Raw genomic sequence first — 14,477 nt, 5'->3', positions numbered from 1 at the left:
TATCACCGGAAAGTTCGGTCTCGCTGGGGGAACTCCTATCCTGTCTCCGATGTCCCAGCAATCGTGGATCTGCCAACCTATCGGTACAAATCTATAAGTATTATCCATCTGTATAAGTGAGCGTGAATACTATGGATTCAGAGAGTTCTAGACAAGGATACCTCAACGAGTGGTATCGCCGGCGTATCGGCACTCCAGCAACTGAGGACGAAGTGATGGGTTACTGGGTGGTTGTGCTCGGACTGTTGCTCGGTATTCTAGGCATTCTGCTGGTGATGACCAGCGAGGCCGGCACCCAGCTCCGCGGTTGGGGCATCATCATGGGCGCCTTCGGTCTCGCGTTACTCGTCGCCGGACCAATCGTACGATTGCCGCTGGGGAATCGCGCGTCGTATGCTCTGCTGGCCGGAATGGTGCTCTGTCTGGCGGGGATCGCGTGGTTCGTGACGGTGTATCCGGGCGACTGGCGACCCCAGGCGAGTCCGATCATCGCCGTGTACTCGATCGGGCTGCTCGTGATGGGCTTTGCGGGCGTGTTCGTCCCGTTGCTCACGATCCGTGATGAGGAACTCGCCCGGTCAGAAGCCGAATCCGACCGGCTGCGCCAGGAACTCACCGAGACGGAAGCCGAGTCCGAACGCCTGGGCGCGGAGCTGGCTGATACCCAGGCTGACGAGGCGGACTTGGCGGCCAGATTGGGACACCTTCGGCGGAGCCAATCTCGATTCGAACTCTACGAGGACGCAGCCGAGGAGTGGCGCTGGCGGCTTCGTCATCGCAACGGTAACGTCATCGCCGAAGGGGGCGAGGGCTACACCCGCAAACACAACGCCCAGAAGGGGCTCGCGGGCGTCCGTCGAGACGCTCTCGGCGCGACGGTGCTGCTCATCGAGGACGAGGCAGATCTGCCAGCCGAGGAGGAGACCTTCGAACCAGTCGCCGAAATAGACAGTCAGTCGACGTTCGAACGCTACGAGGACAACGCGGGGGAACATCGTTGGCGACTCCGCCACGACAACGACAACGTCCTCTGTGACTCCGCCGAGGGATACGCCTCCCGGGGCAACCTCTCACGGGCGCTCGAACGAATCAGGGAGTACGTCGGCCCGGCCCAGTATCTCCGGATCGACCCGACCGCCTTCGAAATCTACGAGGACGCCACCGGGGAGTACCGCTGGCGGTTGATCCACCGCAATGGGAACATCCTCGCTGACGGTGGCCAGGGCTACTCGCGGTACAACGACGCCAGCCGCGCCGTCGACCGCATCCGTGAGAACCTCGCTGACTACGAGTTCGAAATCTACGAGGACAATGCAGGCGAGTATCGCTGGCGATTGCTCGCGAGCAACGACCGGATCGTTGCCGATAGCGGCGAGGGCTACACTGACCGTACTGAGGCAGAGACGGCCCGCGAGCGTGTCGAAAAGTACGCACCGGATGCCGACGCCCTCGAAGTGAGTCCGGCTGCCTTCGAGATCTACGAGGACGCAGGCGGGAAATGGCGCTGGCGACTCCGTCACCGCAACGGGAACATCCTCGCGGACGGCAGTCAGGGATACAACGACTGGAGTGCCGCCCGCGACGGGATCGAGAGCGTCAAGCGCAACGCGCCCAACGCCGAGACCGAAGACGTCTGAGGGCGCTCGTCGTTCGTTCTTTCATTTTCACCAAGGTGCTGCCAGTGCTCCCGCGTCCAACAGCAACAGGACGGCCACGATCGAGGCCGCGAGCAGGAACGGCCGGGCGTTCGTGGCCGGCGTTCGAACCTTCCGTTCTGCGGTACCGTCCGAGAGCCGGGCGGCCGCGATCTCCGAGAGCGCAGCGAGTATGAACCACAGGACGACCATCCCGACCACGAGGTGGCCCTGCGTGGTCTCGAGGAGGCCATCCGCAGTGTACGACGTCGCCGCCTGGTGAGCCCCGGTCAGCAGTGTCACGAGTGCCCCCGCGCGGGCGATCCAGACAAACCGCGTAGTGAGTCTGCTGAGGGGCTCGCTGTCGAGCGTTCCGTCCCGAGCGATTGGCAGGACTGCAAGCGTGAGAAACAGGACGCTCCCAGTCCACAGTGCAGCGAACAGGAGGTGTATTCCGGCGACGAATGCGTCTGCGGGTGTCATATGCTCGGATTGAACTCCCGGCCCATCAAAACATTGGAATCGGCAGCCATCGAGGGCTCGGGTGACGACGCGATCAGAACACCGGATCGGCTTCCGTATCGGAATCGTCGATCTCGCCGAGATCGAGCCGGTCGAGCAGATTGACGAACGATCCCGGATCGGGAATCAGGAACAGCCGGACCTTGAAGGCTTCTGCTCGGTCAGTCACGTCGACGATGCTGTCCAGCACGATCGATAGCGAGTCCACTCGTACGTGCGAGAGAGCGTCCTCGGCGATTTCCTCACCGTCGGCCTTCCGGAGCGTCGGTGTCCCCATGTCGATGGTCGTCCCCAGCGTGTTGGCGATTCCGTCGACGAACCCCGACGTGAGGATGTTACAGACCTCCTGGAGGGCGCTCTCCTGCAGCTGGTTGAACTCGCCGTCGACCTCGGTCCCGGTCAGCAACTCGGCCATCTCGCGAGCTGTCTCCTCGTAGAAGGTTAATAGAAAGACGCCGTAGGGCGGTTCCTCGAGTCGGATGCTCGCACTGTAGATCGGGTCCGTACCGATCTCCTGGGCGATGTCTGGTGGGTCGACGAACGCCAGACTCTTGATGTCGACCGTCGCGTCCACCCCGGCGAGCGAGCCGAGCGACGACGCCGCGTTCTCCGCGCCCGCTTTGATGAGCTGATTGATGACCCGCAGTTTCCGGATGTCGATGAGCAACGGCATCTGCTTGCTATACCCAACAGGGAACTGGTCCTTAGTGATTGTGCCTGCCCCTCGTCGGACGATGGCGACTGTCTCGAGCAGCTGTCACTCGATGATCTCGACGATCCGGCGTGGTTCGCCGGATAGCGCGGGTTCGGGATCGACGAGCTGGAGGACCTCGTGGTCGGTCACGTCGGGGTAGGACTTCTCGACGGCGTCTTCTATCAGCCCTTTCTCGAGGCGGAAGTCGACGCCCTCGTAGACGACGTCGACTCCGTGTTCGTCGAAGGATAAGGCAGTCATAGGCGTGAGTTACGCGGTCGCCCCCATAAGCGTCGCGGACAGATCCGGGACGTTCCATTCTGGCGTCAGACACTAGTCAGACGCGGGCTGGGGGTTTAATATGTCGGATTCCCCTTAATTGACGTGTGCTGGGATCGACGCCGCTTGAGGAACTGGTCATCCCCGACGGGACGACCGTCGAGGAGCACGACCTCGTCGCCGACGGCGACGTGATCGTCGGTGGCCAGAGTACCGTCGAGTTCGGCGTCAGAGGGAACAACGTCATTGCGGGCGAGCGGGTACGCTTTGGCGGTCACATCGAGGCTGCGGGCGACTGTCGGCTGGACATGTGGTGTGACATCGCCGAGGACGTCCTCGTCGGGGAGGACGCCTACCTCGGCGAGCGGGTCCACGTCGGCGGCGAGTTGAAGGTCGCTGGCGATCTGGACATCGGCGACGACGTCGACATCGACGAGGGATTCGAGGCCAACGGCTGGATCGTCATCCGAAATCCGATGCCGACGATCGTTTTCCTGTTCGTCTATCTGGGTCACCTTCTGCGGATCGGTGAGGAGGAGGCCGCCGAGGACGTGCTTGCGACGATGACCGAGGACGACCGCGAGTACGAACCGGTCGTTCTCCCGCGAGGGGCCCACGTTAGCGACGACGCCTGGCGAGTCTCTGCGCCAGCGCGGATCGGCGACGACTGCCGCCTTCACGGCAACCTCCGGGCCGAGTCGCTCACCGTCGGTCGGGACACTATCGTCTTCGGAAGTCTTCGCGCACGGGCTGACGTCACCGTCGGGCGGGCCACCGAGATCAAAGGCGACGTGACTACCCGCGAGGGCACCGTCTCGATCGGTCCTGGCGTCCACGTCTGGGGGGACATTGCCGCCGAGGACGTCGCCCTCCACGAGAACGCGACCGTCGAGGGGACTATCCGTGCCCGCGGCGAGATGGAATTCCACACCGGGGACGTCCTCGAAGATAACGACGAGACTGCCGCTGCCATGGCGAACGCGGCTGACCGACTCGAAAGTGTGGGCGACGACGCCGAACCTGTGGCGTGCGACGGTGATCGAGACGAGGACGCCCCGGCCAGCGGTGACGAGGTGGCCGCCGACGGACAGACCGGCGACAGCCGGCCAGACAAGGTCGCGAATGACGGCCAGGCTGACGAGGTTGCGGACGACGAACAGATCGACGACGGCCAGGCCGAGGAACCGGCTGACCACGGTCAGATTGACGACGGTCGGGCTGACGACGCGGAGACGGGCCCCGACCGGACGACGCCGGAGTCAAACCCACCGGAGTGAGGAATAGGTCGCCGTCAAAAGGAATGCTTGGAGAATACCGTCGACGGTGAGACGCGTCACTCAGTCTCGTATCGGTCGAACAGCGCCGAGAGCTGCTTGGCACGCATGCTGAGCATCTTCGCGTTGACGTACATCTCGCCGAGCGCGAGGGTCTGTTCCTCGGCGATGGCCGCGACGTTCTCGGCACTCTCCATGTTTTCGCGGCTGATCTCGGCGGCGCTGTCGGCGATGCTGGCTACTTCCTCACTGGAGGCCGCCTGATCGTCCGTCGCGTTGCTGATCTCTTTGACACCGCTGGTCGTGTCTTGGACAAAGTCGAGGATCGATTCCAAGGCCTCCAGTCCTTCGTCCATCGTCTCCTGGCTCTGGCCGACTGTCTCGCGCATCTCCCTGATCTCATCGACCGCCTGGGTCGTCTGATCCTGGATATCCATGATGAGGGATTCGATCTCGCCGGTGGCGTCTTTGGTCTCCTCGGCGAGTGACTTCACCTCGTCGGCGACAACGGTGAAGCCGTTGTTATCCCCGCTCGAGGCGTGTGCGGCCTCGATCGAGGCGTTCAGAGCGAGAATGTTCGTCTGTTCGGCGATATCGTCGATGAGGTCGACGATCTGGCCCACTTCGCTCATCTGGTCGTCGAGCGTCTCGACGGTTTCGACGACTCCCTCGGTCTGCTCGTCCACCTCGTTCATGGCGTCGCTGACCTCCCTTGTAGCCTCGATTCCTTCGACGGTCTGGCGCTCGGTCTGGTCGGCCTTCTCGGCAACTTCATCCGAGGAAGCGGCGATTTCCTCGATGGTGGCGGACATCTCGCCCATTTCCTCGGATATCTGTGTCACCTGCTCGTGTTGCTCGTGGAAGGCATCCGCGAGTTGCTGGACGTTGTCGGCCATACTTTCGCTGGCCTCGCGCACAGCTTCGGTTGCTGTCGTGACCTCTTCGCTCGATCCCGAGACCTCCCCGCTGAAGTCACTCGCCGTCTCGATGGTCTGCTGGAAGGTCGTCGCCATCTCATTGAACTCCCCGGCGAGTTCATTCATGGCTTTTGAGGCCGTCTCGGCGTCCATCCGGACCGTCAGGTCGCCGTCGCCGGCCGCGTCGAGCTGCTGTGCGCCCTCGCGGATGTAGCTGTCGAGTTCCTCGAAGGAATTCCCGTCCGACGCAGCGACGCCGCCATCGGGTGCCGGTGCGATTTCCATCCCGCTTTCGGGAATTAACGTCCTCCGGGTCGACTCCAACTCCGTGCGGACGTCTTCGAGTTCCGACTCGAGTGACGCCCGTTCGTCCTTGAGTGTTGTCACTTTCGATCGGAGGTCCGCGCGTTCGGAACGGAACGACGCGGCTCGTTCGCGCTCACGGACGAGTGCGTACCCGAGTGCCCCGGCCGCGAACACGAATCCAGTGCCAGCCAGTATTGGATACAACGATCCAGGGGCCAGGAACGGAAGGAGCGCCTGCCACACGACGTGCACCACCTGTAAGGAAAGGACGACGCGCGTTTCCCGTATCGATAAATCCAACATACTTGTATCTTAAAAGATAGGGTATAAATATTCTTCTACCAACTCTCTGTTCACTGATTGGCTTCGGGCCAGTGTCGGCCGAGACGATGGCCAATCATGGCCGGGAATTATGTTTCTCTGTCCTGTCATGTTCCCGTTGATCGTCCGGAATTCTCACCGGGGTTGGTGACGAACGCAGTCGAACGTTCGAATATAATCGTTCGAAAAGAGACTTCACGGACAGAAAGATGCGACAGGTGGGGGGTCAGCTCAGGCGTCCAGTCCGAGATCCTCGGCGCGCTCGTCGATCCAGTTCTGGAGTTCCTCGATGGCCTCCTCGCTTGGCTCTTCGCCGTCGAAGAGGTGTTTGAAGCGGCCCTGCATTTCGAGCCATTCGCGAACCGGCTTGCGGTCGCTGATCTTGTTGACCGACGTGATCTCGCCGTCTTCCATCTCGAAGACCGGGAACAGGCCGGTTTCGACGGCGAGTTCGGCCAGTTCCACCGTTTTCGAGGACTCGTAGCTCCAGCCGACCGGACACGGCGAGTAGACGTGCAGGAACTTCGGCCCGTCGATCTCGAGAGCCTTCTCGACCTTCTGCTTGAAGTCGTGAGGGTTCGAGATCGAGGCCGTCGCGACGTACTCGACGCCGTGGTCGGCAGCGATCGACGTCATGTCTTTTTTGTTGGTGTCGTTGCCGATGCTCTCCTGGCCGGCGGGCGAGGTCGTCGTCGACGCGCCAAAGGGCGTCTGGCTGGAGCGCTGGACGCCCGTGTTCATGTACGCCTCGTTGTCGTACATGATGTAAAGCACATCGTGGCCTCGCTCCATCATGCCCGAGAGGGCGCGGATCCCGATGTCGGCGGTCGCACCGTCGCCACCGACGGCGATGATGTTGAGGTCATCCGAGTCCTCGACATCCAGGTGATCGGGGTCGCGGCGGTCGAAGGACTTGTAGGCAGCCTCGATACCCGAAGCGACGCTGGCCCCATTCTCGAAGATGTTGTGGATGTAGCTGGTACCCCAGGAACTCTCGGGGTATGGCGTCGAGACGACTTCCATACAGCCCGTCGGCTGGCTGATGATGGTGTTCTCGCCGGCAGCCTCGGTGATGTACTTCATCGCCAGTGCGGGACCACACCCGGCACACGCACGGTGGCCGGGGTTCCACAGTTCCTCGTCGTGTTCGACTTCGTCGGTGAAGTCCTGGTCTTGCAGATCGGAACTCATTGTTAGTCACCTCCGTCCGCGAGCAACTCCTCACGGAGCTGCGGCCACGATTCCTGTTCGTCGAAGGCCATCGGCGCCGAGGCCTCCATCGTCTCCTCGATCATCGCGCCGATGTCCGAAGCAGTGATGTCTCGGCCGGCCATGCCGACGACGAAGCTCTTGATCGGCGGCTGGTTTTCGGCGTGGTATAGCGTGCCCTTGATCTCGCCGGCTAACGCGGACTCGTAGCCGGGCGACATCTCCTTGGTCAGCACACCGACGGCCTCGGCGTCGCCAAGCGCCTCGCGGAGTTCCTCGGTCGGGAACGGCCGGTGGACGCGCGGGCGGACGAGGCCGACATCGACACCCTGCTCGCGATACTCGTCGATGACGCCGCGGATGGTCCCGCACATCGAACCGAGCGCCACGAGGCGGTAGTCGGCGTCCCCGTGGTAGGTGTCGAGCATGCCGTTGTGCTCGGTGTAGTCCCGGCCGAAGACCTCCTTGAACTCCTGGACAGTCTGGGCCCAGACGTCCTTGGAGTCCTCCATGGCTCGCTGGATCTCGTAGCGGGCTTCCGTCCAGTGTTCCGGTCGGGCGAACGCACCCATCGTCTTCGGGTCCGAGGGGTCAAGCGTGTACTCGGGGTCACGCGGCGGGAGGAATTCGTCGACTTCCGCCTCAGTCGGGATGTCTGCGGGTTCCTGCACGTGGGTCAGGATGAACCCGTCGAAGTTCGAGAGGACGGGCAGGTTGACCTGCTCGGCGACCCGAAAGCCCATCAGGACGTGGTCGATGGCTTCCTGGACGTCCTCGGCGTGGAACTGCAGCATGCCGCCGTCCCGTTCGGCGAAGGCGTCGGTGTGGTCGGCCCAGATAGAGAGGGGAGCCGACAGCGACCGATTGGCGACCGCCATCACGATTGGCAGGCGCATGCCCGCCGCCGTAAAGAGCGGTTCGCTCATCAGCTTCAGACCCTGACTCGACGTTGCCGAGAAGGCCCGAGCACCGGCAGCCGAGGCGCCGATACACGTCGAGGCGGCGTTGAACTCGCTGTCGACCTTGATGAACTCACTGTCGAGTTCACCGTCGGCGACGAGGTCAGAGAGCTTCTCGACGACACCCGTCTGGGGCGTGATCGGGTACGCCGAGACGACATCGGGGTTGGCGGCCATGACGCCTTTCGCCACGGCCGAGGTCCCCTTCATTACCTTCTGTTCGTCCGAGGGGTTTTGTTCTGCTTTCGCCATGTTACTTCTCCTCCCGGATCATGTCGATCGCGTCGGTCGGGCAAACCTCCTCACAGATGCCACAGCCCTTGCAGTAGTCGAGGTCGAAGCCGTAGTAGTCCTCGCCCTCGACCGGCTTGGCCGCCTGGTCCGGACAATACGTATCACACTGCCCGCAGGCGATACAGGCGTCGACATTGATGACTGGCTTGAACTGCCGCCACGAACCGGTCTTGTTCACGCGGGACGTGTTCGCTTCGGCGACGGCACCGGTCGTGATCTTGAGATTCTCGTATGGGTCGTCTGACTGGCTCATGCTGATACCTCCGTGTACGCGTCGTTGGTTGCGGCGACGTTCTGCTCGCCGATCTCACCCGAGAACTTCTGGGTGATGACTGCTTCCATGCTCTCCTGTCCCAGCAGGCCCGTCGCACCCGCGAACGCACCCAGTAGCGCGGTGTTCATGATTGGTTTCCCGAGGTGCTCCAGGGCGATGTCCGTCGCATCGACGGTGACGACTTCGGCGTCGGTCTCCAGGTCGAGTTCCTCGGGATCGGCACCCGTGTTGACCAAGACGAGGCCATCCTCGTTGAGGCCATCAGTCACATCGACGTACTCCAGCAGACTCGTGTCCTGGACGATCACGTAGTCCGGTTCGTCGACCTGGCTGCGATCCGTAATTTTCTCCTCGTCGAAGCGCGCGAACGCCTCGACGGGCGCGCCACGACGCTCGACGCCGAACGCCGGGAACGCCTGTGCCCACGTACCTTCCTCGTGGGCCGCCTGTGCTAACAGCTGTGCCAGCGTCACCGAACCCTGGCCACCACGACCGTGAATGCGTATTTCGTCCATTGGAATCACCTAGAGTACTGCGGTGGGCTCCTGGCTGACCCCCTGTGTCGCACGTACCGCGTCACTGGCCATCAGTGAGTCCACCTACTTTGTAGTATGTAACAGATAATAACTAAACCCTACCCCCATAATTCGGGGTGTTTAAGTACGCCCTGTTGGGTTTTTCACGATTTTATCGGATCGTATGTAACCTGTGTGGGGATTCTAAAATGGTCGTTCATGATCGTTCTATGGCCGGATCGCTGGACGAGAGGATGATACCTGTCAGATCATTCGTGACCCGTACCGCTCGATCGGGGTCGGTGGCGGACCCTCGATATAGGGGGTCGGTCGATAGCGTACTGCGAATCTGTAAAAAACTGTTTCCTTTACCGACCAGTGAGCCAGATAACAGCTAGTAATCTGACACTATCCTCAAAGATAGTGGACGTCTAGACGACGGAATCGCAATACTGCGCCGTTGGCGATAGTAAACTAATACAGACGTCTTTGCTTCCCAATTCCGCTAGTGTTAAATCGGTGGACCCGTCATCCAGTGGTATGACTTTACACGGCAGAGAACTAACCCAGGATGTCCGCGAACTGGGGGAACTGCTGGGGGTCGTCATCGAGGAGCAAAACTCCGAGGACGCGTTCGAGGTCGTCGAGACGATCAGGAACAACGCGATCGGTTACCGGCGCGGTGAGGAGGATTCTCGGGATCCGATCCACGACGAACTCGATCGGCTGTCTCCGGAGATGCAAGACGTCGTCGCTCGCGCGTTCACTACCTACTTCGAACTCGTTAACCTGGCCGAAGAACGCGAACGCGTCCGCGAGATCAGAGAGGGAGTTCAGAGCGGTGAGCTTTCCGAGACTGTCGAGGAAGCCGTCGAGACCCTTTCTGCTGAGGGGGCCGATCCTGACACCGTCGAGGAGATTCTCGAGGACGTCATGATCGAGCCGACGTTCACGGCCCATCCGACGGAAGCGCGGCGCAAGACCATTAAGGCCAAGCTCTGGTCGGTCGGGAAGATTATTCAGGATCTCGATCAGATCCGTCTCACGGACCGGGACGAGCGTCGGCTGAAGCGCGAGCTGCGGGCGGAAGTGACGAGCCTCTGGCAGACGCCACAGGTCCGGGATCGCCGTCCCGACGTGACTGACGAGACGCTGAATATCCAGTGGTACCTCGAGAACAGCCTGTTCGACATCATCAGTGAAGTCTACGACGAACTCGAGCACGCTCTTGAGGAAACCTACGACAGTGAAGTCGACGTGCCGAAACTGTACGAGTTCCGGTCGTGGGCAGGCAGCGACCGTGACGGCAATCCCTACGTCACGCCCGAGGTCACGCACGAGACCCTCGACCGCCAGCGTAGCGTCGTCCTCGAACTGTATCGGGACGAACTCAAACGACTCTCCGGTGTGTTGAGTCAGGATATCGACAATCTGGCTCTCGGTGAGCCCTTCGCCGAGAATCTCGAGGCGCACAAAGAACAGCTTCCGGGCGTCGCCAACGAGGTCGAGGAGCGCTACCCCGACGAGCCCTACCGGCAGAAACTGAAGCTGATGCGCGAAAGCGTCCTTCGCGTCGATGACGTCCGATCTGGCGCGTACGACGACGACGGTGAGCTTCTTGCCGATCTGGAGATCATCGCCGAGAGTCTCCGGGCAAACAACGCGGACGAAATCGTCCAAGCCCACGTTGACCCGCTCATCCGCAAAGTCGAGACGTTCGGTTTCTCGCTGGCGAATCTCGACCTGCGAGATCACCGCGAGAAACACACGAACGCGTTGATCGAGACCTTAGATCGGGAGGGCATCGACTACGAGTCGATGGACGAGGACGAACGCGTCGAATTCCTGACTGAAGCAATTCTCCAGGACGAACCCGTCATCGACATCGGTGAGGCCGAAGGGCTCTCGGAGGATTCACAGAAGGTTCTGACGCTGTTCTCCGAGGCCGCCCACTGGCAGCGTGAGTACGGCGTCGACGCCATCGACACCTACGCGATCAGCTGGTTCGAAGAGGCCTCTCATGCTCTGGAAGTCCTCTTCCTGGGCGATCAGGCCGGTATCGTCGACTTGCCCGGCTACTGTGGGTTCGACATCGTCCCGCTGTTCGAAAGTGAGTACGCCCTCACGCGTGTCCGGGAGATGCTGGGGACACTCTTCGAGAACGAGGCTTACAGCCAGGCCTTAGACGCCCGGAACAACACCCAGGAGATCCTGCTCGGGTATTCGGACTCCTCGAAGGAGAATGGCTACCTCGCGGCCAACTGGGAACTGTACCGCAATCAAAAGCGCATGGCGAACATCTGCGCGGATTTCGACGTCAACCTTCGTCTGTTCCACGGCCGCGGTGGCTCGATCTCTCGGGGCGGCGTGCCGATGCACGAGGCGATGCTTGCACTGCCCAACCAAACCGTCAACGGCCAGATCAAGTTTACCGAGCAGGGCGAGGCGATCGCCGAGAAGTACGCCAACCCCGATGTCGCCGAGCGTAACTTAGAGCAGATGCTCAACGCACAGGTCCTGGCGCGGTACAACGCCATGCAGAACCCCGTCGAGGACATTCCCGAGGAGTGGATTGAGGCTTTCGAGACGGCGGCCGAGCACGCCCGCGCGGAGTACCGTGATCTCCTGGAGACTGACGGGTTCGTCGAGTACTTCGAGCAGGCGACGCCGATCACAGTCATCGAGAACCTCAACATGGGTTCGCGGCCGGCCTCCCGAAGTGAAGACCGTTCTGTCGAGGACCTGCGGGCCATCCCGTGGGTATTCTCCTGGACCCAGGCTCGCTGTATCGTCCCTGGCTGGTACTCCGTCGCGACGGGCATCCAGGGGTACCTCGACGACGGCGGCGACATGGAGACCCTACAGGAGATGTACGAGGAGTGGCCGTACTTCGGGACGATTCTCGACCACGCCGGGATGACTCTGGCCAAGTCCGACATGGAGATCGCGACCCAGTACGCCGATCTGGCTGACGACGACGTTCGCGAGCGCATCTTCCCGCGAATCCGCAACGAATACGAGGAGTCCGTCTCCCTCCTGCGAGAGATTTCCGGGCGTGAGACCCTGCTCAACCGGCCCTGGTTAGAAGAGAACCTCCAGCGCCGGAACCCGTACGTCGATCCCCTGAACCTGCTGCAGACCCGCTTGCTCGCTCAATCTCACCTTACCGAGACCGAACGCCGGACGCTGCGACTGACCGTCCACGGCATCGCGGCCGGCATGAAGAATACGGGATGACGTCGCGCCGAACCCGATCAGATCGACGCGGCGACGCTGTCGTCCTCTGATCGACGCGACAATCCTGTTCTCGTCATCTGAACGTCGGGGCGACTGCGGTCTCGTTTTCTGATCGAATAGAATAACGAGGTGGTCTTTCTAGCACATAGTTTCGTTACCCTGGAGTTCCTACGGTCGCTTATGACGCTAGAAACCGTCATGCTGGCCGTGGGACCGAAAGACAGCGATCGCGCCGAGGAACTTGCCGAAACAGTCGTCGAAGTCACTGGGCCCGCTAGCGCGTCGGTCGTCCTCACTCACGTATTCACCCCCGGGGAGTTCGATCAGGCGGCACAGAGGCTGGACTTCGGCAGCGGGTCTAACGCAGATCCAGACGAGGTCGCCAAACGCCACGCCACGATCCGGACGATCGGTGACGTTCTTGAGGATGCCGGGATTGAGTACCGGGTCCGTGGGCGGGTTGGGGACCACGCCACCGAGATCGTCGATCTCGGTCGAGAGATCGATGCCGACCGGATCGTCGTCGGCGGTCGAAAACGTTCACCGAGCGGCAAGGCCGTCTTCGGGAGCGTCGCCCAAGACATCATGCTCGAAGCTTCCTGTCCGGTGACGTTTGTCAAGGCACAGGATTGAACGTCGCAGTCACGATTCGGAACCCGAACACGAGGTATCTGGGCGGAGGACCAACTGTCGACGGGTTCGGTCGCGAGCGTGTCGACGGTATCGGCTCACGTGAGTGCCGTCTCCAGTAGCTGCATCGGATGGTGGATCTCGTAGCCCGTCCCGTGTTCCATCTGCATCGAGCAGGTGGGGCACTCGGTCATGCCGGCCTGGCCGTCGGCCTCCTCCATGTGTTCGAACATCTCTTCGCCGATTTCCATCGAGGTCTCGTACTTCTCGGATTTCCAGCCGTAGGTGCCCGAGATTCCCGAACAGGAATCGCCGACGTCGGTCACAGTGACTCCTTCGACGTCTTCGAACAGTTCGACGGCCTGTCGTCCGAGGCCCTGATTGCGGGAGTGACACGGCGCGTGGTAGGCGACGTCGGGGAAATCGTCGGCGTCAGCCCCTGCGAGTTCAGATTCAATATCCTCGTGGATACGAAGGTACTCCAAGGCGTCGTAGGTGTGGGCGGCGAGTTCGTCGATCCCGTCGAGGTCGAAGAGATCGGGGTACTCCTGGCGGAGGGCGAGCGAACATGACGAACAGGTGCAGATGATGTCGTAGCCTTCTTCGATGGCGTTGCCGAGATGCTCGACGTTGACCTTCGCGTGACGACGCGCGTCGTCGACCCGGCCGTTGGCAAACATCGGTGTCCCCGAGCACTTCTGTTTTGGAACGGTGATCTCGTAGCCCATCGATTCGTAGACCCGGACCATCGCTTTCGCGACCTCGGTCGTGTTGTAGTTCGAATAGCAACCGTGGAAGTACGCGACGCGTTTCTCCTCGCTGTGAACTTGTGCGCCGCCCCGTTCGTCCCACCACTCTCTGAACGTCTGGGTGGCAAACTCCGGAAATTCGCGTTCGCTTGGGATCTTCATCGTCTTCTCCATGAGCCACCGGACCGCCCCGTTGTTCATGAAGAAATTCGCCGTCCGTGGGAGCTTCGAGGCCAGCCAGGCCGAGGTCCGGTAGTTTGCGAGAATCCGATTGCGGATCTTCTTGATCGAGAGCGGTTGTTCCTCCAGGACGTACTTCGCTCGTGCCGTGTTGTGCATCTCGCTGAATGGCACGCCGGAGGGACACCCGCTATCACACTGCAGACAATTCGAACACTCGGTGATCGAGTCATCGATTTCGACCTCGTCCTTCTGTGAGAGTCGCCATTGTTCGGGCCCCTGGAACTGCGGGCCGGGGAAGTCGTCGTTGACTTCGGCGACGGGACACTCGGCGTCACAGGTTCCGACTTTCGTACAGTTGTCGGCCCCGGACCGAAGATCCATCTCCGTTGTCGTGGAGAAGACCTCCCGTGGCTCGTAGGCGTCTTCTGTGGCTCGCTGCTCATCCTCACGACGGTCTCGTGATTCAGTGTCACTCATTAG

The 14,477-nt window shown here is 61.4% G+C and carries 13 protein-coding genes; 4 read left to right on the top strand and 9 right to left on the bottom strand.

What is annotated here, in order from left to right:
- The first annotated feature begins 131 nt into the window (after nucleotides 1-131).
- Entirely contained in the window at nucleotides 132-1,637 is a 1,506-nt protein-coding gene (locus tag BN2694_RS05030; RefSeq protein ID WP_135663210.1) for a DUF1508 domain-containing protein, read from the top strand.
- A gap of 27 nt (nucleotides 1,638-1,664) precedes the next feature.
- Here BN2694_RS05030 and BN2694_RS05025 read toward each other — a convergent pair whose 3' ends face one another.
- The 3 genes from BN2694_RS05025 to BN2694_RS05015 form a co-directional block, all read right to left on the bottom strand.
- Nucleotides 1,665-2,117 (bottom strand): CopD family protein, encoded by a 453-nt coding sequence (locus BN2694_RS05025; protein ID WP_135663208.1) that lies wholly within the window; start codon nucleotides 2,115-2,117, stop codon nucleotides 1,665-1,667.
- 73 nt (nucleotides 2,118-2,190) lie between these two features.
- Nucleotides 2,191-2,829 carry a chemotaxis protein CheC gene (locus BN2694_RS05020; protein ID WP_135663205.1) on the bottom strand — a complete coding sequence of 213 codons (639 nt, stop codon included), beginning with the start codon at nucleotides 2,827-2,829 and terminating at the stop codon, nucleotides 2,191-2,193.
- Nucleotides 2,830-2,913: 84 nt separating this feature from the next.
- Entirely contained in the window at nucleotides 2,914-3,111 is a 198-nt protein-coding gene (locus BN2694_RS05015; protein WP_135663203.1) for a DUF5800 family protein, read from the bottom strand.
- A 125-nt stretch (nucleotides 3,112-3,236) separates the two neighbouring features.
- On the opposite strand from BN2694_RS05015, the gene BN2694_RS05010 reads away from it, so the two are divergent.
- Complete coding sequence (locus tag BN2694_RS05010) at nucleotides 3,237-4,406, top strand: polymer-forming cytoskeletal protein (protein WP_135663201.1); 1,170 nt, start codon at nucleotides 3,237-3,239, stop codon at nucleotides 4,404-4,406.
- Between the two features lie 56 nt (nucleotides 4,407-4,462).
- On the opposite strand, the gene BN2694_RS05005 is transcribed toward BN2694_RS05010, so the two are convergent.
- The 5 genes from BN2694_RS05005 to BN2694_RS04985 form a co-directional block, all read right to left on the bottom strand.
- Nucleotides 4,463-5,929 (bottom strand): methyl-accepting chemotaxis protein, encoded by a 1,467-nt coding sequence (locus BN2694_RS05005; protein WP_135663199.1) that lies wholly within the window; start codon nucleotides 5,927-5,929, stop codon nucleotides 4,463-4,465.
- A 249-nt stretch (nucleotides 5,930-6,178) separates the two neighbouring features.
- Nucleotides 6,179-7,138, bottom strand: coding sequence for a pyruvate synthase subunit PorB (gene porB / locus BN2694_RS05000; RefSeq protein ID WP_135663197.1), 960 nt, complete (start codon nucleotides 7,136-7,138; stop codon nucleotides 6,179-6,181).
- Nucleotides 7,139-7,140: 2 nt separating this feature from the next.
- Entirely contained in the window at nucleotides 7,141-8,367 is a 1,227-nt protein-coding gene (locus BN2694_RS04995; protein WP_135663195.1) for a pyruvate ferredoxin oxidoreductase, read from the bottom strand.
- A 1-nt stretch (nucleotide 8,368) separates the two neighbouring features.
- Nucleotides 8,369-8,662, bottom strand: coding sequence for a 4Fe-4S binding protein (locus BN2694_RS04990; RefSeq protein WP_135663193.1), 294 nt, complete (start codon nucleotides 8,660-8,662; stop codon nucleotides 8,369-8,371).
- On the bottom strand, nucleotides 8,659-9,198 hold the full coding sequence (locus BN2694_RS04985) for a pyruvate ferredoxin oxidoreductase subunit gamma (RefSeq protein WP_135663191.1): 540 nt from the start codon (nucleotides 9,196-9,198) through the stop codon (nucleotides 8,659-8,661). Before BN2694_RS04985 ends, BN2694_RS04990 begins: the two co-directional genes overlap by 4 nt.
- A 540-nt stretch (nucleotides 9,199-9,738) precedes the next feature.
- Here BN2694_RS04985 and ppc point away from each other — a divergent pair.
- Entirely contained in the window at nucleotides 9,739-12,435 is a 2,697-nt protein-coding gene (gene ppc / locus BN2694_RS04980) for a phosphoenolpyruvate carboxylase (protein WP_135663189.1), read from the top strand.
- Between the two features lie 180 nt (nucleotides 12,436-12,615).
- Nucleotides 12,616-13,068, top strand: coding sequence for a universal stress protein (locus tag BN2694_RS04975; RefSeq protein WP_135663187.1), 453 nt, complete (start codon nucleotides 12,616-12,618; stop codon nucleotides 13,066-13,068).
- A 95-nt stretch (nucleotides 13,069-13,163) separates the two neighbouring features.
- Here BN2694_RS04975 and BN2694_RS04970 read toward each other — a convergent pair whose 3' ends face one another.
- On the bottom strand, nucleotides 13,164-14,474 hold the full coding sequence (locus BN2694_RS04970) for an anaerobic glycerol-3-phosphate dehydrogenase subunit C (RefSeq protein WP_135663185.1): 1,311 nt from the start codon (nucleotides 14,472-14,474) through the stop codon (nucleotides 13,164-13,166).
- Nucleotides 14,475-14,477 lie beyond the last annotated feature (3 nt).

Source organism: Halorhabdus rudnickae, from assembly GCF_900880625.1.
GTDB classification, from domain to species: domain Archaea; phylum Halobacteriota; class Halobacteria; order Halobacteriales; family Haloarculaceae; genus Halorhabdus; species Halorhabdus rudnickae.
Note: the sequence above shows the minus strand (reverse complement) of the source record. Positions and strands in the feature narration are given on the sequence as shown.